At 73.1% G+C, this 18,655-nt stretch carries 20 protein-coding genes; 12 read left to right on the forward strand and 8 right to left on the reverse strand.

Annotated elements, in window-relative coordinates:
• The first annotated feature begins 26 nt into the window (after positions 1-26).
• From ACPXBU_RS03640 to ACPXBU_RS03670, 7 genes are all read left to right on the forward strand, one after another.
• Positions 27-575, forward strand: a complete 549-nt coding sequence (locus ACPXBU_RS03640) for a winged helix-turn-helix domain-containing protein (RefSeq protein ID WP_393373369.1) — start codon at positions 27-29, stop codon at positions 573-575.
• Between the two features lie 248 nt (positions 576-823).
• Complete coding sequence (locus ACPXBU_RS03645) at positions 824-1,429, forward strand: winged helix-turn-helix domain-containing protein (RefSeq protein ID WP_393373372.1); 606 nt, start codon at positions 824-826, stop codon at positions 1,427-1,429.
• 41 nt (positions 1,430-1,470) lie between these two features.
• Positions 1,471-2,133: a uridine kinase gene (locus ACPXBU_RS03650; RefSeq protein ID WP_425756386.1), complete on the forward strand. Its 663-nt coding sequence runs from the start codon at positions 1,471-1,473 to the stop codon at positions 2,131-2,133.
• Positions 2,134-2,297: 164 nt separating this feature from the next.
• Positions 2,298-2,696 carry a TraR/DksA family transcriptional regulator gene (locus ACPXBU_RS03655; RefSeq protein WP_425756388.1) on the forward strand — a complete coding sequence of 133 codons (399 nt, stop codon included), beginning with the start codon at positions 2,298-2,300 and terminating at the stop codon, positions 2,694-2,696.
• 48 nt (positions 2,697-2,744) lie between these two features.
• Positions 2,745-3,617: a DUF72 domain-containing protein gene (locus ACPXBU_RS03660; RefSeq protein ID WP_425756389.1), complete on the forward strand. Its 873-nt coding sequence runs from the start codon at positions 2,745-2,747 to the stop codon at positions 3,615-3,617.
• 130 nt (positions 3,618-3,747) lie between these two features.
• Positions 3,748-3,933 (forward strand): hypothetical protein, encoded by a 186-nt coding sequence (locus ACPXBU_RS03665; protein WP_425756391.1) that lies wholly within the window; start codon positions 3,748-3,750, stop codon positions 3,931-3,933.
• A complete protein-coding gene (locus ACPXBU_RS03670; protein WP_355029128.1) occupies positions 3,926-4,354 on the forward strand; it encodes a DUF2267 domain-containing protein in 429 nt (142 codons plus the stop codon). The genes ACPXBU_RS03665 and ACPXBU_RS03670 overlap by 8 nt, the downstream gene beginning before the upstream one ends.
• Before the next feature lie 48 nt (positions 4,355-4,402).
• Here the strand turns inward: ACPXBU_RS03670 and ACPXBU_RS03675 are convergent, their stop codons facing one another.
• Positions 4,403-5,182 (reverse strand): DUF72 domain-containing protein, encoded by a 780-nt coding sequence (locus tag ACPXBU_RS03675; protein WP_393373386.1) that lies wholly within the window; start codon positions 5,180-5,182, stop codon positions 4,403-4,405.
• A gap of 157 nt (positions 5,183-5,339) precedes the next feature.
• Here ACPXBU_RS03675 and ACPXBU_RS03680 point away from each other — a divergent pair, with 157 nt between their 5' ends.
• Entirely contained in the window at positions 5,340-5,645 is a 306-nt protein-coding gene (locus ACPXBU_RS03680; RefSeq protein ID WP_007459745.1) for a hypothetical protein, read from the forward strand.
• A 9-nt stretch (positions 5,646-5,654) separates the two neighbouring features.
• The gene (locus tag ACPXBU_RS03685) at positions 5,655-6,932 is read left to right on the forward strand and encodes a cupin domain-containing protein (protein ID WP_425756394.1); all 1,278 of its coding nucleotides are present in this window, start codon (positions 5,655-5,657) and stop codon (positions 6,930-6,932) included.
• On the opposite strand, the gene ACPXBU_RS03690 is transcribed toward ACPXBU_RS03685, so the two are convergent.
• The 7 genes from ACPXBU_RS03690 to ACPXBU_RS03720 all read right to left on the reverse strand — a co-directional run bounded on the left by ACPXBU_RS03690 (position 6,929) and on the right by ACPXBU_RS03720 (position 15,401).
• The gene (locus ACPXBU_RS03690) at positions 6,929-7,444 is read right to left on the reverse strand and encodes a trypco2 family protein (protein WP_425756396.1); all 516 of its coding nucleotides are present in this window, start codon (positions 7,442-7,444) and stop codon (positions 6,929-6,931) included. The two genes, ACPXBU_RS03685 and ACPXBU_RS03690, sit on opposite strands and share 4 nt — an antisense overlap.
• A 40-nt stretch (positions 7,445-7,484) precedes the next feature.
• On the reverse strand, positions 7,485-10,067 hold the full coding sequence (locus tag ACPXBU_RS03695) for a CHAT domain-containing protein (protein WP_425756398.1): 2,583 nt from the start codon (positions 10,065-10,067) through the stop codon (positions 7,485-7,487).
• A gap of 88 nt (positions 10,068-10,155) precedes the next feature.
• The gene (locus ACPXBU_RS03700; RefSeq protein ID WP_393373396.1) at positions 10,156-10,818 is read right to left on the reverse strand and encodes a hypothetical protein; all 663 of its coding nucleotides are present in this window, start codon (positions 10,816-10,818) and stop codon (positions 10,156-10,158) included.
• Positions 10,815-13,490: an FtsK/SpoIIIE domain-containing protein gene (locus tag ACPXBU_RS03705; protein WP_425756400.1), complete on the reverse strand. Its 2,676-nt coding sequence runs from the start codon at positions 13,488-13,490 to the stop codon at positions 10,815-10,817. The genes ACPXBU_RS03700 and ACPXBU_RS03705 overlap by 4 nt, the downstream gene beginning before the upstream one ends.
• Entirely contained in the window at positions 13,483-14,601 is a 1,119-nt protein-coding gene (locus ACPXBU_RS03710) for a hypothetical protein (RefSeq protein WP_393373401.1), read from the reverse strand. The genes ACPXBU_RS03705 and ACPXBU_RS03710 overlap by 8 nt, the downstream gene beginning before the upstream one ends.
• A 6-nt stretch (positions 14,602-14,607) precedes the next feature.
• Complete coding sequence (locus ACPXBU_RS03715; protein WP_030504016.1) at positions 14,608-14,868, reverse strand: hypothetical protein; 261 nt, start codon at positions 14,866-14,868, stop codon at positions 14,608-14,610.
• 152 nt (positions 14,869-15,020) lie between these two features.
• The gene (locus tag ACPXBU_RS03720) at positions 15,021-15,401 is read right to left on the reverse strand and encodes a hypothetical protein (protein ID WP_393373404.1); all 381 of its coding nucleotides are present in this window, start codon (positions 15,399-15,401) and stop codon (positions 15,021-15,023) included.
• 140 nt (positions 15,402-15,541) lie between these two features.
• On the opposite strand from ACPXBU_RS03720, the gene ACPXBU_RS03725 reads away from it, so the two are divergent.
• From ACPXBU_RS03725 to ACPXBU_RS03735, 3 genes are read left to right on the forward strand one after another with little or no spacing between them, the layout of a single operon-like run.
• Positions 15,542-18,100 carry an ATP-dependent Clp protease ATP-binding subunit gene (locus tag ACPXBU_RS03725; RefSeq protein WP_425756403.1) on the forward strand — a complete coding sequence of 853 codons (2,559 nt, stop codon included), beginning with the start codon at positions 15,542-15,544 and terminating at the stop codon, positions 18,098-18,100.
• Complete coding sequence (locus ACPXBU_RS03730; protein WP_393373408.1) at positions 18,097-18,300, forward strand: hypothetical protein; 204 nt, start codon at positions 18,097-18,099, stop codon at positions 18,298-18,300. Before ACPXBU_RS03725 ends, ACPXBU_RS03730 begins: the two co-directional genes overlap by 4 nt.
• Positions 18,300-18,650, forward strand: a complete 351-nt coding sequence (locus ACPXBU_RS03735) for a DUF3140 domain-containing protein (RefSeq protein ID WP_393373411.1) — start codon at positions 18,300-18,302, stop codon at positions 18,648-18,650. Before ACPXBU_RS03730 ends, ACPXBU_RS03735 begins: the two co-directional genes overlap by 1 nt.
• The last annotated feature ends 5 nt before the right edge of the window (positions 18,651-18,655 follow it).

Here is an 18,655-nt window from a genome sequence, read left to right on the forward strand (position 1 = left end):
GGGCGTACCGCCACTCAGGAGGCACTATGTCCGTCGTCGCCATCCCCACGCGCCGTCACCCCGGGCTGCGCCCCACGCGGCCGCGCACCGCTCCGACCCTGACCATCACCCTCGACCTCGTCCCCGGGCCGTTGAGCCCGCGGCTGGCCCGGCTCGTGCAGTTGCTCGGTGAGCTGGCCGAGTCGGGGGAGGGGGAGCTGCGTACCGTCGAGAACGTCGCACCGGGGCCGCGACCGGCCCCGAGTCCGGTCATCGCCGAGCCGCCCGCCGAGGCGGACCACGTCGACATCCTGGCCGGCTCGCGGCTGGTCCGCCGCGGCGGCCGGGTGGTCCCGCTGACCCGCATCGAGTACGAGCTGCTGCTGTTCCTTGCCGAGCGCCCGCGCCGGGTCTTCACCCGCCTGCAGTTGTTGTCGAGCGTCTGGGGTTACGAGCACGCGGTGGCCCGGACCGTGGACGTGCACGTCCGCCGGCTGCGCGCCAAGCTGCCCGGATCGGAGCTGATCACCACGGTCTACGGGGTCGGCTACCGGCTGGCCGAAGACGCGCGGATCAACGTGGACCACAACCGCTGAGCCCAACTCCGGCGGTCCGGTGAACGCCCCGTTGAACAGGACGGGGACCCCCGTATCGGGGCATCGCGTGGGCTCTGCTGTAATCATCTGACCTCACACGCAGAGCGAGCACCTGGCTCCTATGTGTAAGTCAATTGTCACAGTCATGCAACGCGGCCGCCTCTTGACCCTCGCCCAAGCGCCGGGAAACATCGATGAAGCGGCGTCCCGGGCCGTGGGGAGATACCCGGATCAGCCCAAGGAGGACCATGTCGGTCAGCCCTGCCTCGTCGCGCGCCGGATGGCATACGTCCCAACCTCCGGTGCCCGGTCGACCTCCCGGCGGCCAGCGTCGCCCGGCGAACACCGCCGCGCCCGTGCTCACCGTGACGCTGTCCATCCCGCTGGCCTGTGAGGAGTCGCTGACCCCGGCGGCACGCCGGCTGCTCGAAGCCGCCCGCGAGATGCTGGAACGGGGCGAGGGCGTGATCATCGGGGCCGTCCCGGCCGAGCGCCGCCCCGACCAGGCCTCCACCAACAGGTCGCCGACCCGGGCGCTCAGCCCGACCATCCCGGCGCTGCACATCCTCGCGTCGTCCCGCTCGGTGCTGCGCGACGACGAGCCGCTGCCGCTGACCCGGCTGGAGTTCGACCTGCTGCTGCACCTGGTCGCCCATCCGCGCCGGGTGTTCACCAGGCTGCAACTGCTCAACGCCGTCTGGGGCTACGAGCACGCCGGCGTGCGTACCGTCGACGTGCACGTGCGTCGGCTGCGCGGCAAGGTCGGGGTGGACGTGCCACTTGTCACCACCGTCTACGGCGTGGGTTACCGGCTGGCCGACGACGCCCGCGTCACCGTCGACCGCACCGGCTGACCGGCGTCACCGACCCGCCCGGCGCGGGGCAGGATGGTCCGGTGCGCATCCGCCCCATCTCGCCCGACCTGCTCGTCGACGAGCTGACCGGCCGGCTGGCCGACGCCGCGACACGCGCCGCGACCGACACCGCCGGGCCCGCGCGCCTGCGGGTGGCGGTGGACGGCGCTCCCGCCGCCGGTGCCGACGACCTGGCCGCCGCGCTCGTCGACCCGCTGCGCGCCCGGGGTCGTCCGGTGCTGCACGTCCGCGCCACCGACTTCCTGCGCCCCGCGTCGCTGCGCTTCGAGTTGGGCCGCACCAACCCGGACTCCTTCTACGAGAACTGGGTCGACGAGGTCGGGCTCCGCCGTGAGGTGCTCGACCCGGCCGGTCCGGGCGGCACCGGCCTGCTGCTCCCGTCGCTCTGGGACGCCGACGCCGACCGGGCCAGCCGCGCCCGCTACGTCCACCTGCCGCCCGGAGGCGTCGTCCTGGTCAGCGGCCCGCTGCTGCTCGGCGGTGGCCTGCCCTTCGACGTCACCGTCCACCTGCAGCTGTCCTCGGCGGCGCTGCGCCGGCGTACCGAAGCCGCACAGGCGTGGGCGCTGCCGGCCTTCGACAGGTACGCCGAGGAGGTCGTTCCGGCGAGCTTCGCCGACGTGGTGGTACGGGCCGACGACCCCCGCCACCCGGCGCTCGTGGAGGCCGACGGCGACGCCTGAGAACCGCCGAGAAATCCTCGGTTTGCGCGGCTCGTCCGGCGGGTACTCGCCCGGCTCACAGAGCGCGGGTGACCGCCCGCGTACCGAGTGCGACCGTGACCGGGGCGCGACGCCGCCGGCATCCGGTTCACCGTGAGCCACAGGACCAGGAGAGGCAGGCAGCGATGCTCGTTCACGACACGGTCGGTACGACCCGTCCGCAGGCGGAGATCGACCAGATCCGGCTCTCCCTGCAGGCGCGCTACGACGAGCTGACCGCCGAGTACGACCAGGCCGTGCTCCAGAGCCACGTGCTGCGGCTGGTGGAGGTCGGTGACACCGCCGGCGACGACCAGGCCGACAGTGGCACCAAGACGGCCGAGCGGGACACCGCGCAGTCGCTGTTGCGCACGATCCTCGACCGCCGCGCCCAGTACGAGCACGCCCTCGGCCGGCTCGAGGAGGGCACCTACGGATGGTGCGAGGGATGCGCGGCGGCGATCCCGGTGGAGCGGCTGGAGATCTTCCCGGCCGCCACCACATGTGTGTCCTGCAAGCAGACCCGTGAACGGCGGGCGGCCTGAGCGACGCCAGCGGTTGCCGGTCGGTCCACAACGCGATGGACTTCACCCATGGGTGACATCCTGGTGGGCACCGCGTCCTGGACCGACCGCACCTTGCTGGACTCGGGTTGGTATCCGCAGACCGCGGACACCCCGGAGAAACGGCTGGCCTACTACGCCCGAACGTTTCCGCTCGTCGAGGTGGACGCCACCTACTACTCCCCGCCCGCCGAGGCGACCGCGAAGCTGTGGGCCGAGCGCACCCCGGAGGGCTTCACCTTCAACATCAAGGCGTTCAGCCTGCTGACCGGGCATCCCACCCGGGTCAGCGCGCTCTACAAGGACCTGCGGCCGGAGACCGACAAGAAGAACGTCTACCCCGACGACCTGCCGGCGCAGGCGTACGAGGAGGTCTGGACGCGGTTCCTCTCCGCGCTGGACCCGCTCGTCGAGGCGGGCAAGTTGGGCGCGCTGCTGTTCCAGTTCCCGCCCTGGTTCACCATCAAGCGAGCCAACAAGGATTACCTGCTGGAGGTGGCGAAGCGCTGCGCCCCGCTGCGCCCGGTGTACGAGTTCCGGCACGCCTCCTGGTTCGACGGCGACAACGCCGACGAGACCCTCACCTTCCTGCGCGAGCACAACCTGCCGTACGTCTGCGTGGACATGCCGCAGGGCCACCGCTCGTCGCTGCCCCCGGTGCTGGCCGCCACCGCGGACCTCGCGGTCGTGCGTTTCCACGGCCACAGCGACAAGTGGACGAGCAAGGACATCCACGAGAAGTTCGGCTACCACTACTCCAAGCGGGAGCTGGCCGAATGGGCGCCGAAGCTGCGTGAGCTGGCCGACCAGGCCGGCCAGACCCACGTGCTCATGAACAACTGCTACCGCGACTACGCGCAGACAAACGCGACGACACTGGCCGGGCTGCTCGGCACCGACTGACCGGCCCGCGGCGTCCGTGGTTCACCCGATCGGGGTGGTGCCGGCTCACCCGCCCCGCCGGCAGTGTGGAGACGGTGGGCGGGCGCCCCGAGGGTGGCCGACGCCGGAGACGACACGGAGGTGACGGGGGATGACGGTTCGAGTGGTGACGGATCGACGGCGGGGAGCCGTCCTGCACGTGGTCGGCACGCCCGACAACGCCCGGAGCGCCCCGCAGGGCAGCCCGGTGCGGGCCCGACGCGGCCCGGTGGGGCCGCCACGTCGCACCGACGACCGACGGTGGGACACCACGGAACGGGGGGCCACCGATGGCTGACGCGATGATCTCAGCGTTCGAATCCTCGCTGGACAAGACCAACCTGATCCTGAAGGACATCGAGAACGCCTACGGCTGGCCCAAGGATCGGCGCAACCAGTCGTACGCGGCGCTGCGTACGGTGTTGCACCTGTTGCGCGACCGGCTGCCGGTGGACGAGAGCGTGGAGTTCGCCCAGCAGTTGCCGGTGCTGGTGCGGGGCATCTACTTCGACGGGTGGGTCCCGTCGGACGTGCCGATCAAGCTCAACCGGGACGACTTCCTCTACGAGGTCCGCCAGGGCTTCCCGTACGACGCGGAGGGCGGCCCGGAACGGGTGACGCAGGTGGTGCTCGACACCCTGCGCCGACACGTCACCCAGGGCGAGTGGCAGGACGTGAAGGACACCATGCCGGCCGACCTGGCCACGATGATGCCCTGACGACCTGATGTGCCGCAGAGCCCGTCCGACGACCCGTCGGGCGGGCTCTCAGCCGTCGGTGGGATCCGCCTCGGCGGCGCTCGGCACCCGGGACACCGGATGCCCGGTCCGGCGGGCCAACGCGGCGAACGCGACGGCATCCACGATCGCGGCGCCACCCGGATCGTTGTTGAAGTAGACGTACGCCGGTTCGTCCGCGCCGAACGTGTCGGCCAGCCGGTGCGCCCAGGACCGCAGCGCCGCCCGACCGTACCGGGGCCAGGGTCGGGCGCGGCCCTCGTGCAGCCGCAGGTAGCCGAAGTCGGTGGTACGCCAGAGCGGGGCGACCGGTCGTCCGAGCCGGTCGGCCCAGACCAGCGCCGCCCGACGCCGTTCCAGCACCGCCCGGGTGGCGTCGGTCCACCAGGAGGGGTGCCGGGGCTCCACCGCGACCCGCACGTCCGCCGGAAACAGCCGCAGCGTCGCGTCGAGCGCCGCCACGTCCACCCGCAGGTTCGGTGGCAGTTGCAGCAGCACCGGGCCGAGCCGGTCACCGAGGGCGGTGGCACGACCGAGGAACCGGGCCACCGGCTCGGCCGGCTCACGCAGTCGCTTGATGTGGGTGAGGTAGCGGCTCATCTTCACCGCCACGCAGAAGTCCGCCGGGGTCCGTGCCCGCCAGGCGGCGAAGGTGTCCCGCTCCGGCAGCCGGTAGAAGGCGTTGTTGACCTCCACCGTGGCGAAGCCCTCCGCGAAGTGCTCCAGCCAGAGCCGCTGCGGCACCTGCCGCGGATAGAAGCGGCCCCGCCAGTCCCGATACTGCCAGCCGGACGTACCCACCAGGATCACCGTCCCATCGTGACACTCTGCGCCACCGCTCGTGAACCGCCCGTGTCGCCGCGCTTCGACGTCTACGGTGAGGGTTAGAGAAGATCGCGCGTGGGGTACCACCCGCAGCACGACGGACCCCGGCGTACGGCGGGGCGGCACACCCGAGGGAGTACCGATGGCACTCAACGACGACGACATGCAGACCACGGGCGGCGGCGGCCTGGAGGGCCCGGCCGACGGTGGCGCGACCCCCGGTCACCAGGACGGTGGCGCGGACGGTGGCGCGGAGGGCCCGGCCGACGGTGGCGCGACCCCCGGTCACCAGGACGGCGGCGCCGATGGTGGCGCGGAGGGCCCGGCCGACGGTGGCGCGACCCCCGGTCACCAGGACGGCGGCGCGGACGGTGGCGCGGAAGGCCCCGCCGACGGCGGCGCGACGCCGGGTCAGCAGGACGGCGGCGCCGACGGCAGCGCGCGGTAGCGGCTCACCATGACGCATCTCGACCCGCCGGGCGGCCACGGCCGCCCGGCGGTCTCGTCCGCATCCGCCGCCGCGGCTCTGGCCCGTTGCGTCTCGGTCGAGCCGGCCAAGTTCGCCGCCGCGCACTGGGGCCACACGCCGCTGCTGTCCCGCGCCGCCGAGCTGCCCGACCCGGCCGGCTTCACCGACCTGCTCAGCCCCGCCGACGCCGACGAGCTGCTGAGCCGGCGCGGTCTGCGTACCCCGTTTTTGCGGGTCGCCAGGGACGGCCAGTTGGTGCCCGCGGCCCGCTGGACCGGCGGCGGCGGCGCCGGCGCCGAGATCGGCGACCAGGTGCTCGACGAGCGGGTCCTGGAGCAGTACGCCGCCGGCGCGACGCTTGTGTTGCAGGGTCTGCACCGGATCTGGCCGCCGCTGGTCGACTTCGCCCGCGATCTGGGCCTCGCGCTCAACCAGCCGCTCCAGATCAACGCCTACCTCACCCCGGCCGGCAGTCAGGGCTTCGCCACCCACTACGACACGCACGACGTGTTCGTCCTCCAGGTCGACGGCCGCAAACACTGGCGGATCCACCCGCCGGTGCTGCCCGACCCGTTGGAGAAGCAGCCGTGGGGTGGCCGGGCCGACGAGGTCGGGGCGACCGCGCAGGGCCCCGCCGCGCTGGACGTGGTGCTCGCCCCCGGCGACGCCCTCTACCTGCCCCGGGGTTGGCTGCACAGCGCGCAGGCCCAGGACGCCAGCTCGCTGCACCTGACCGTGGGCATCCGGGCGCTGACCCGGTACGCCCTGGTCGAGGAGTTGCTCGCGCTTGCCGCCGAGGACCAGCGGCTGCGGGCGAGCCTGCCGTTCGGCACCGACGTCGCCGACCCGGACGCCATCGAGCCGGAGCTGACCGAGACGGTGGAGGCGCTGCGCGACTGGCTGCTGCGCGCCGACCCGGGCGCGGTCGCCGCGCGGCTGCGCCAGCGGGCCTGGCCGGCGGCCCGTCCGGCACCCATCCGGCCGCTCGCCCAGGCCGACGCGGTGGCCGCGCTGGACGCCGACGCCCGGGTCACCCTGCGGCCCGGCCTGCGCTGGCAGCTCGTGTCGCAGGGGTCGGACACGGTGGCGTTGCGGCTGTTCGACCGCACCATCACCCTGCCCGCCGAGTGCGAGGCGGCGGCTCGTGTCCTGCTCAGCGGCGCGGTCGCCCGGGTTGGTGACCTGCCCGGCCTGCCCGACGACGCCGACCGGGTCACCCTGACCCGCCGCCTGCTCCGCGAGGCCGTCCTGGTCCCGGCGAGCTAGCCGGCGGTGGCCGCGACCAGCTCGATCTTGAGCGTGTTCGTGATCTCGTCGGTCAGTTCGCCCTCCGCGCCGACCGAGATCGTGCCCTGATCGGTGACGCCGAAGACGAGTTCCACGGTGCCGGCCCTCAGCACCAGCGGGTCGTCACCGCCGCTGCCGGCGGCGACCACGGCGCGGATCGTGGTGATCGCGTCCACCAGGGTCGCCGCGACCGCGCTGTGGCGAAGCTCGTGCCGATCCTGGAGATCCTCGGCGACGAGCGTGATGTCGATCGTGTGGGTCTTCTGGTGGGAGCGGCTGCCGCCCACCTTCACCTTCCAGCCGATCACCGGCACCCGGAAGTCCAGGCCACCGCCGGCCTTCGTGGTGGCGACCGCGCTCAGGATCAGTTGAACGGAGGCGACCCGCAGGTCCCGGCCCTCGTCGGTCGTGGAGATGCCGGCCTGCTCCACCGCGTCCTTCACCGCCGACACCAGTTCCTCGACGGGCACGCTGTAGTCGCTCACGTCCATGCCGTACCTCTTCTTCCGGGGGAGTTGGGTGGCCGACCGGTCAGACGGCGGCGGTGGCGAACGGGTCGCCGTACACGGTGTAGGCCAGCCAGGTCGGGTCGAGCGGGTCGTCCTGCTGCTCGACCCGTGCCGCGAGGGCCGCCGCGCCGAGCGTGGCGCCGTCGGCGAGGGAACTGTAGAACGCGGTCGCGAAGCGCGCCGAGCTGTCCGAGCGCACCGCCCAGAGCGTGCCGACGAAGGCGCCCGCCCCGGACGACATGAACTGCTGCGCCCAGCCGAGCATCTTGGTGTACGTCGGGGCCACGCCGGCGCTCCGGCACGCGTTGATGAACACCAGGGGACCGGTTTCCGCCAGCAGTTTGCGGATGCTGGCCTCGGCGAGCAGGTTCGGCTTGAACCGGCCGCCGTCCATGTCGATGAACGAGCCGTCCGCCGAGAACGTATTGTGGCAGGCGAAGTGGGTCGCTCCCAGCGTCCCCGAATTGATCAGGGTGAGGAGTTCGTCGGCCCTGGTGATGGGCTCGCTGTGGGCCGCGCCGAGGATCGCGCGGATGGCGGCGATCTCGTCGTGCGCGCCGGTGGGGGCCTTCGGCGGCACCACGAAGCGCGGGTTGCGCAGGCCGACGGTCGCGTTCCGGTGTTGACCGTAGGTGCGGCGGACCACGGGGACCTGCTCGACGAGGAAACCGGCATCGCGTTCGGCGCTGAGCGGGTAGAGCAACTCCCACGGGACCACGTCGTGGTCGGTGGCGATCGTGAAGGCGCTCATGTCGGCGCCGACCTGCCAGAACTGGTCCCGCACGTCGGCCGGCACCAGCTCGGACCACAGGTGGATGCCCGCCGACCGGATGACCTCGCGGATCATCGTGGCCGTGTAGCGGGAACCACCGCCGGCCAACTGCTGCATCTCCCGGATGGCGTTCTCCACCGCCGCGTTCGGCGTGTTCGTGACCGACTCGACGACCGGGGCGAACAGCGCCGCGTCGGAGCGCAACTGGAACGTGTACCGGCTGCCGTCGAACCGGACCTCCATGGTGACCTCGCCCGGCCGAGCCCGCGGGGCACCCATCGGCGCCGTCTTCGGCTGGCCGTCGCGGAACGGCCCACCGTCCGCGACCGAGACCTCCACCGACACCTCGCCGAGGAACGTGCCGCCGGCCCAGGCGGTCACGTCGACGCGATGCAGACCGGGGGTACGCGCCCCGAACCCGAACCGGATCGGATCCGGATCGTCGTCCGGCGTGACCAGCACCGTCTGCTGGAGTGGACCCTCGGCGTGCAGGCCGGCGGGCGCGTGGACGGTCACGGTCACCGGTGTGCCGGCCTCGGCGACGAGAAAGCTCCGCATGCGTGCCGACACGGCGTCGGCAGGAACCGATCGTCCCTCGGAAACCAGCCGGACCTCGACGCTCAGGTCCTGCCCCGCCGGGACCTGGGTGGGCGCGCGCGCCACCAACAGCCGCTCCGGCGCCGGGGTGACACCCCGGGAGGACGTGGCCGGCGACCCGTTGAACGTCGTTGTCAACCTCCTGCTGAGCAACACCGGAAAGTCAGCCTCATCGTCGAGCGGGGCCGGTCGAAGCCGTGCCCCCCGGAACGAGACTTGTTCCTCCAGGTCGTCTCGTTGCCGCTTCAGTTCACGCTCGCGCACGTAGCGAAGGGTGCGTTCGTCGAGGGACAGCCGGGTGCTGCTCCGCTGAAGGGTGATGCCGCCGAGCGCGGAGGTCTGCTCAGCAAGCCGTTGGTCGATGGCGACCTCGGCGTGGAAAACCTCTTCGATGGCGTACCGCGACGTGATCGGCCGGCAGGTGTCCAGCAGGAACTCGCGGACCAGGACCCCGGCGTCCGTGATCGTGTGTCGGACGATCCGCGCCGGGTCGGTCACCCGGAAGCCGACGGTGATCGACGCCTCGAAGTGGTACGCGCCGCTCTTGGTCGGCAGTTGGAGGTTGACGACGACCGAGTGGTCGCTGGTGTCCACCTCGTAGCGCGTCGAGTAGCGGGCCACGAGCCCGGGGTGCCGCCACCACATCGGACGGTCACTGTCGGCGGCCTCCAGACCACCCCGGCGGGTCGAGTAGACGATCGCCGCCGAGGGCCCGTGGCTGGGCGGCGGCATGAGCCATCGCATCGGCTCGACGCTGAGGATCAGGGGGATCGGCGGCCCGGCCGGTGCGGTCTGCGGGCCGAAGGTCGTCGCGAGGTCGTCGACCAGGTGGCCGATGTCCGCCTGGACGCTGTCCGTGTGGATCCGCCGGTAGTGCTGCTGGCGAAGCGATGTGAGCACGTCGGGCAGGTGCCTCTCGCGGGGCAGCTCGGCGTTGTCCACAAGCACCGGGATGATCGGGACGTGCTGTCCGAGGGCGGCGGCGATCGTCCGGCGGTTGAACCCCGGTAGGCGCTCCGCGGGGATCGCCGACTCGCCGGGTGGGTGAGGTTCGATCACGACGATGAGCGCCGCCGAGGCGGACAGGCGGCGTCGAAGCTCGGCGACGGGCAGGATCGCGGGGGGATCGTCGCGAACGACGCTGTCGCCGCCGAATCGCGCGGTCAGCGCGTCATCGAGCAGGCGCGCGACGGCGTGATCGTCGTCGGAGCGGTAACTCATGAGGAAGCTGACCATTTGACGTACCGTATCGAAGATCGCGCGCTGATTTCCGCCGCGCCGACGGTCGGCTTCTCGACAACCCTTTGTGGACGCGCCGACCGGCTCAGCGGCCAAGTGCCAGGAGCAGCGCGGTGGTCAGCAGGCCCGCGCCGAGCACCACGATGATCGGCCGGGGGCCGAGCACCGCGTGTCTCCGGTCGGCAAGCACGCGCGCCGGCGCCAGCCCGACCAACGGCCCGATCAGGGTCACCACAAGCGCCAGCACCGGCATCCCGACCGCCAGGTCGCCGCCGTACCCGACGCCCAACGCCCTTGCCCCGAGCCCCAGCGCGTACGCGAGCACCGCGCCGGCAACCCCGCAGAGCGCCAGCAGAGGGTTGACCGAGCCCGGCAGCTCACCCGGCTGCCCGGCCCGGTCGAGCAGGTCCCGGGCCCGGGTGAGCAGCACCACCGCGTCGGTGCCCCCGCCGCTGGCCGCGGGCGCGGGCGGGCCGCCGAGACGACGGGCGCCGAGGCGGGTACGCACCTGCTGCCACAGGTGCGCCACCTCCGCGTCGACCCGTTCCTGCTGCTCGCGCGCCTCGACGAGTTCCACCTCGGCGTCCTGGACCTGCTCGGTGGCGTCGGCGACGGCCCGCTCGGCGGCCGCGCACTGCCGCTCGTACCAGGTGTGCGCCTCGGCGCGCTGCTCACCCACCCGCGCGGTCAGGTCGGCCAGTCGCCGCAACTGCGCCGCGTACGTCTCACTGGCCACTGGTTCGTTCACCGCGACGGTCCATAGGGGATGATCACCTGTCCGGTGCGGTGGACCGCCCGGTCGAAGAAGAGCCCGCGCCAGGGGCGGGGATACCAGTCCGGGCCGCCGGTGCCCGGGTACAGCGACGAACCCAGCTCGCCGCCGTGCGCGTCCAACGCCACCCAGGCGCCGATCTGGTCGGTGCGGGCGGCCGGCCCACCGAGGTCGGCGCGCATCCGGGCCACGCCCCGCCACCAGGCCAGCACGTGCGTCCGTCGTTCCGGCCCGTCGTGCATGATGCGGCGTAGCTGCTCCAGGCCGGTGCGCCGCCCCGCGCGGGCGGCCAGCGCGCCGGCCGCCGCGTCGACAGCGAACAGCAACAGGTAGTGCGGGCTGCCCGGCCCGGTCAGCCCGTCGGCCGTCTCGGCCATCAGCTCGCCGACGGTCTCCTCGTCGTACCAGGCGGCGTCGTCGGCCAGGTCGTCGTACAGGGCGCGGGCCATCGGGTCGGCGTCCGCGTCGAGGCAGGCGATGGAGAACCGGGCGGTGCCGGGCGGATGCTGGCGGGCCAGTGACCGGGCCGCCGCGTCGAGCACCGCGCACGCCTCGTCCACCCGGGTGCCCAGCACCGCGAGGTTGCGCCCCGGGGCGCGCGGCAGGCGCAGCGCCGCCGAGCGGGACTGCACGTCGATGATCTCGCCGAGCAGGGCCACCGGGCTGCGCGGCACGCTCCCGTCCGGGGGCGCGGTGAGCGACCGGAAGTCCGGGGCGTCCGGCAGCCGGGGGATCGCGTCGCCGTCGAAGAGTCGGGCCGGCGCCGCGTCGGGTGGGCGCATCCGCCACAGCCGGTGCTGCAACCCGCTCCACGTCTCCCAGTCGCTCGCCGACGGGATCCGGGCGACCTCGTTGCCCTCCACCATGCCCGACTCGGCGTTGACCACCGCGTGCCAGCGGGGCAGCGACTGCGCCGCGTCGTTGCGTTCGGCGAGGATCCGCAGCGCCTTGGGCAGCGCGATGCGCAGGGTGAACTGGGCGACGAGCGCGGGGCGGCCCCACAGCGCCTCGATGCCCCGCACGTCCTGCGAGGCGAGCACCAGGTGGATGCCCTGCGACCGGCCGCGCCGGGCCAGGTCCTCCAGCAGGTCGGCCGCCTCCCGGGCGACCACGTCCCGACCGGCCAGCAGCATCTGGAACTCGTCGACCACCGCGACGATGCGGGGCCAGTGCCCGGTCGGGTCGACCGCGCGCAGTTCGGCCAGCTTGGTCACCTCGTGCTTCTTGGCCGCGTCGGCCCGCCGGCGCAGCTCCTCGGCGAGGAACCGCAGCAGCGCCAGCCCGAACTCCCGGTCGGTGTTGACGTTGATGCCGACCAGGCGCATGTGCGGCAACCAGCTCGGGTCACGCCGGCCCTGCGCGAACCGCGCGAAGGACACCCCCTCCTTGAAGTCCAGCAGGTAGAACTCCAGCTCGGCGGGGGAGTAGCGGGCGGCGAGGGCACCGATCCACGCGAAGATCAGGTTGGTCTTGCCGGTGCCGGACGGCCCACCGATGAGCGCGTGCGGCGGGTAGTCGCCCAACGACAGCCGCACCGGCCGGCCCTGCGGCCCCTCACCGATCGGCGCGGTCAACCCGTCGGCGGAGTCCTCGCGCCACATCAGCTCGGGCGGAGGCAGCAGGTCCGCGAACGGGGTCGGCGGCGGGCCGGCGTTCACCTGGGCGGCGATCTCCCGGCAGGTCTCGGTGACAAGCGTCGCCGGTGGCGGTGGGTCCAACCGGATCGGCAGCCCGGCCGACCCGCCGATCCGCGCGCCGGACGTCCCGGCCACCACCCGGGTCACCGTCGGGTCCTCCGGCACCGGCACACCGTGCACCACCAGGTGCACCCCGCAGGCCGCGCCGGCGCGGACCACCCGGTCGAGCTGGCCGCGCTCGTGCCGGCTGAGCTCGTCGCCGCCGAGCAGTACCGCCACCCGCCACGGTTCGGGGCGTCGGCCGGTCGCCGCGGCCAGCTCACGCAGCGAGGCGTACTCGCCGGCGAGCACCGTCTCGTTGATCCGGCGGATCTGCTCCACCAGGTCGTCGAGCAGGGGACCCAGTCCGCCGGGGCCGACGAACGTCAGCAGCCCCGCGGTGCCCAGCGGCGCGAACCCGGCCAGGCCGCCGCCGAGCTGCTCCGGGTCGTACCCGACCAGCCGTACCGCCCCGGGGTCGGCGCGGCCGGCGGCCCGCAGCAGCAACGCGGACACCACCGCGTCGCAGCCGGCCCGGTCGTTCCCGGAGAGGTGGACGTGGCCGGCGTCGAGCAGCGGCACCAGCGCGGGCACCGGGTCGACGCCGTCGATCCGGACCGTGCCGACCCGCAGCGCGCCGGGCGGCTCCGCGCGCCGGGTCGGCGTCGGTGCCCACCCCGCCCAGTCGGCCCCCGCGCAACCGGGCGCCTCCTGCCGGGCCGCCTCGGCGGCACGCCGGGCCAGCTCGGCGATCCGCGCGGAGTAACGGGCGTCGATCTCGGCGATGCGCCGGTCCCGCTGCGCGCCCACCCGCTCCGGGACGGCGGCCGCGGCCCGCTGGACCCGGGCCAACCGTTCCCGCCCGGAGGTCAGCTCCGCCTGGGCGGCGGACAGCCGGGTACGGGTGGCGCCCAACGCCTCGGCCAGGGTGTCCCGGATCCGCCCGGCCAGCTGACCACGCCGGTCAGCCATCGGAGCCCCGACGGATCGGCGCGTCCCGCCACGGGCTGCCCGAACGCGGTGGCAGCCCACCGGAGTGCTGTCCTCCCGCGTCCCCCGGCCGGCGGACCGCACCACCGGGGCGGCCACCCGCCCCGCCTGGCTGGCCCGCTTGGTGACCCGCGCCGCGTTGTTGACCCGCTCCGCCCGGTTGGCCCGCGCCCCGTTGGCCCGTGCCGGCTGGTTGGCCCGCGCCGCGTTGGCCCGTGCCGGCTGGTTGACCCGGGCCCGCTGGTTGGGCCCGGTCGCCGGAGGGCAGGTCCCGGCCGAGGCGGGCGAGCAGCAGCCCGGTCGCCACACCTGCGGTCACCGCGGAGTCGGCGGCGTGCGTGGGTTCGCCGGAGGTGCGCGGCGGCGGCATCCGGCACACCCGGGTCAGCAGCGTCTCCAGCACCGGTGGCGGCAGCCCGGGCAGCAGGTCGCGCACGCGCCCGTCCAACTCTCCGCGCAGTCGAGGAAGGTCTGCGGCGCGCGGCGGGTGCCCCAGCAGCTCACCGGCCAGCTCGCGCAACAGCGGTGGCGCCAGCGCCGCCATTCCCAGCCCCACGTCGGCCGGCGCCCGGCGCAGCTCCTTGCGGAGCCGGTCCCGGTCGCCGGAGCGGACACCACCCACCACTCGGCGCAGCAACTCCTGGGAGTCGTCCACCCGCCCGTCCGGCTCGTCGTCGGTGCCCTCGCGCCCGCCGGTCAGCTCGGCCACCCGCACCGACCACCAGCGGCTCATTCGCACCTTCTCGGCCGACTCCGGGGCGACTGCGGTGGGCCCGGAGGGCGGCGGCGTGTCGTGTCGGGGAGCGCGTTGCTCAGGGCGGGGCGCCGGAGCGCCGTCCGCGCCCAACCCGATCGCCGTCAGGTACGCCGAGAGTTGTTCCTGGGCCACCCGCAACGCGTAGCCGGCGCTCTCGGCGTGCTCGGTCGCGGCGGACAACTCGGGCACCCCCATCGGGTTCGCCGACTCCTGGCGGACCCAACGCAGTCGCTCGGCGGCCAGGCCGAACTTCTCCAGCGCCTGCCCGAGCAGGGCCAGCGGGAACTCCTCGCTGGCGGCGCGGACCTGCCCCCCGACGTCCTCGATGATGGACACGGCGGCCTACAGGGTCGCGACGTAGAGCTGCGCCTGCTCGACCGCGACAAGTGTCGCGGCGAGACACTCCTCCAGCTCCTGGCTGGCCTGTGTCAGCGACGCCTGGGCCGCCTCCACCGTCTCGTGTCCGCTGCCCTCCAGCGCGCCGGCCAGGGTCTGCTGCGCCTCGGCCAGTTTCTCGCCGGCCGCCTGCACGGCTGTCTGCCCGTCACCGATCTGTTGGAGGGCGACATCGATGGCAGCCTTCAGCTCGGCGACGCTCGCCACGGCGGAACCTCCTGGGGGCGGGGAGATCTCCATTAGAGCCTATCGGCCGCCGCGAAAGAACATCCGCCCTGTCGGTGTTCCTGCCCGCCTGTCCGGTAGGCCCCTGGAAGTGCCGGGAGTCCGTTCTGTGGGACTCCCAGTGCGAGAACTTCTCAATTATCTCGGAGCCAGCGGGGCCCGTACACCTCCGCGCCCAGGGCGGTGACCCGCTCGCGCAGCTCCCGGTCCGCGGTGACCACCAACCGGCGTCGCTGCGGAGCGCCCGCGACCAGGTCGACCACGCTGTCGTCGCCGGAGCCGGGGGCGGAGACCACCCGCACGCCGTCGGTCCCGGGCACGTCCCGCGCGGCTCCCTCGACCACGAGCACCACCTCCACCGGGGCGGGCAGCCGGGCCGGCAGCCCGACGGTCGCCACCGGCGCGAGCGAGTCGCGCAGGCGGGCCGCCGCCCCGGCACGGTCACGCCACCACCCGTTCGGGCGGGAGCCCACCACGTTGGCGCCATCCACGATCAGCAGCGGGGTCTCATCCATCCGGTCAGCCTGCCACCAACGGCCGGCCCCGACCCCACGCCACTCCCGGGATACCGGTACGCCGTCTCCCGGGGCGTTTGTCGGGGCGCGCGCCGGGTAGCCCCTGCCGACCGTGCCGCGCCCGACTGCGGAGGACAGACATGATGGGACCCGGTGACACCGGCTCCGACCCGTGGGACGAATTCCTGGCCAGGTACTTCGGTCGGGGCGAGGGAGGACGCCGACCGCCGCACCGGGTCGACATCACCCGACTGATGACCGCGGACGCCCGGGAAATGCTTGCCGACGCCGCCCGGCGGGCCGCGCAACGCCACAGCAACGACCTGGACACCGACCACCTGCTCTGGGCGGCGCTGCAACGCGAACAGCTCCGTGACCTGGTACGCCGGGCCGGCGCCGACCCGGACACCCTGCTCAACGCGCTCGGCGGCAAGGGCGACGGGGCGCCCCGCGGAGAGGTGCCGCCCAACCTGTCGCTGACCCCAGCCGCGAAGCGGGCGCTGCTCGACGCCCACCAGCTCTCCCGGGCGATGGGCGCCAACTACATCGGCCCCGAGCACATCCTGATGGCGCTGCCGCTCAACCCGGAGTCGCCGGCCGGTCGGATGCTGGCCGCCGGCCGGATCCAACCCGAGTCGTTGCAGGCCGCCAACGCCGAGCGCGGGCCGATGACCGGACCGAAACCGGATCGCGGCACGCCCACCCTCGACCAGTACGGGCAGGACCTCACCGACCTGGCGCGGATGGACCAGATCGACCCGGTGGTCGGCCGCGCCGACGAGATCGAGCAGGCCATCGAGATCCTGTCGCGGCGTACCAAGAACAACCCGGTGCTGATCGGCGAGGCCGGTGTCGGCAAGACCGCCATCGTCGAGGGGCTCGCCGAACGGATCTGCGACGGTGACGTGCCGCAGACCCTGCTCGGCAAGCGGGTCGTCCAACTCGACCTGGCCGGCCTCGTCGCCGGCACCCGGTACCGGGGGGACTTCGAGGAACGGCTCAAGAAGGTGATCGACGAGATCCGGGCGCACCGGGACGAGCTGATCATCTTCATGGACGAGATCCACACCCTGGTCGGAGCGGGCGGCGCCGGCAGCGAGGGCGGAATGGACGCGTCCAACATGCTCAAACCCGCCCTCGCCCGCGGTGAGCTGCGGGTAATCGGCGCGACCACGCTCGACGAGTACCGCAAGAGCATCGAGAAGGACGCCGCGCTGGCCCGGCGCTTCCAACCGGTGCTGGTGCCCGAGCCCAGCGTCGACGACACCATCGCGATCCTGCGCGGGCTGCGCGACCGCTACGAGGCCCACCACCAGGTGCGCTTCACCGACGAGGCGCTTGTCGCCGCCGCCGAGCTGTCCGACCGGTACGTCACCGACCGGTTCCTGCCCGACAAGGCCATCGACCTGATCGACCAGGCCGGCGCCCGGGTGCGGTTGCGGACCCGCACGCCCGCCGCCGGCGTGCGGGAGCTGGAACAGGAGCTCGACGAGGTACGCCGGGACAAGGAACAGGCCGTCACCGACGAGCAGTACGAGCGCGCGTCCGCGCTGCGTGACCGGATCTCCGAGCTGGAGGAGGAGATCCGGCGGGCCAACGGCGACGACGGCTCGTCCTCGTCGCAGGTGCCCGAGGTGGGTCCGCAGGAGATCGCCGAGGTGGTCTCCCGGGCCACCGGCATCCCGGTCAGCCAGCTCACCGAGGAGGAACGGGACCGGCTGCTGCGCCTGGAGGGGCACCTGCACCAGAAGGTGGTCGGTCAGGACGACGCCGTCACCGCTGTCGCCGAGGCCGTCCGGCGCTCCCGGGCCGGGCTGGCCGACCCGGAACGCCCGATGGGCAGCTTCCTGTTCCTCGGCCCGACCGGCGTCGGCAAGACCGAGTTGGCCCGCGCCCTGGCCGAGGCGTTGTTCGGCGAGGCGGACCGGATGGTCCGGGTGGACATGAGCGAGTTCCAGGAACGGCACACGGTCAGCCGACTCGTCGGCGCGCCACCCGGATACGTCGGGTACGAGGAGGCCGGCCAGCTCACCGAGGCGGTGCGTCGCCGCCCGTACGCGGTGGTGCTGCTCGACGAGATCGAGAAGGCCCACCCGGACGTGTTCAACATCCTGCTCCAGGTACTCGACGACGGGCGGCTGACCGACAGTCAGGGCCGCACGGTGAACTTCAAGAACACCGTACTGATCATGACCAGCAACCTCGGTTCGGAGCTGATCACCGGCGCCCAGCGCTCGGTCGGCTTCGGCAGCGGGGACGTGGGCAGCGAGCAGGAGAACGACGAGCTGCGGGAGCGGCTGATGCGCCGTCTGCAGGAGAACTTCCGTCCGGAGTTCCTCAACCGCATCGACGAGGTCATCATCTTCCGCCGGCTGGAGGCCGAGCAGTTGCGCGACATCACCGCGCTGCTGCTGGAGGAGACCCGCCGCCGCATGCACGCCCAGGATCTCCAGGTGGAGTTCACCACCGCCGGCATCGACTGGCTCGCCGAACACGGCTACCAACCGGAGTTCGGCGCCCGTCCGCTGCGTCGGGTCATCCAACGGGAGGTCGACAACCACCTGTCCCGGATGCTGCTGGAGTCGGCGATCTCACCGGGGCAGAAGGTCACGGTGGACGTCCGGGACGGGGCGCTCACCTTCGACGTGTCCGCGGGCGAGCGGGGGTACACCGCCGCCACGACCACCCACCCGCGATGAGTGGGCCGGCGCGACGAGACGAGCACGAGGACCCGCACGAGTCCGAGAGGTCCCGGGACGAGGACGACCATCCCGACCCGATCCTGGCGCCGCCCACCGCGAACCCCCGCCGGACGCGGGTGCCCGCGGAGGGCCTGCACCCCAAGCCCGACAAGGACGACCCGGAGACGTCCGGGAAACCGCCCGGAGAGGAGACCTGATGGTACGCGAAGCGCGGCTCGACCCCGAGGTGGAAGTGCTCTGGGAGGACTTCCACGCCGAGGTCAACGTCCCGTCGGAGCAGCTACGGACGTGGCTGCTGACCCGGGGTTCCGGGGAGGAGTCGTTCAGCCCGAACCCGAACCTCGACCTGCCCCAGCCGGGCCGGGAGATCCTCAAGGTGCTGAACAAGCGCAAGGTCGACCTCACCGGAGAGGACATCGAGGTGATGCGGGAGGCGGTCGAGCGGATCCGCGAGCTGATGGACGCCAAGCCGTCGCGCGGCAACGCCGACGACGACTGGCGGCACTCGCTGCTCGACCTGGGGCACGACCCGCTCGTCGAACGCTGAACGAC

The sequence above is a fragment of the Micromonospora sp. DT231 genome (assembly GCF_049847025.1).
GTDB lineage: Bacteria > Actinomycetota > Actinomycetes > Mycobacteriales > Micromonosporaceae > Micromonospora.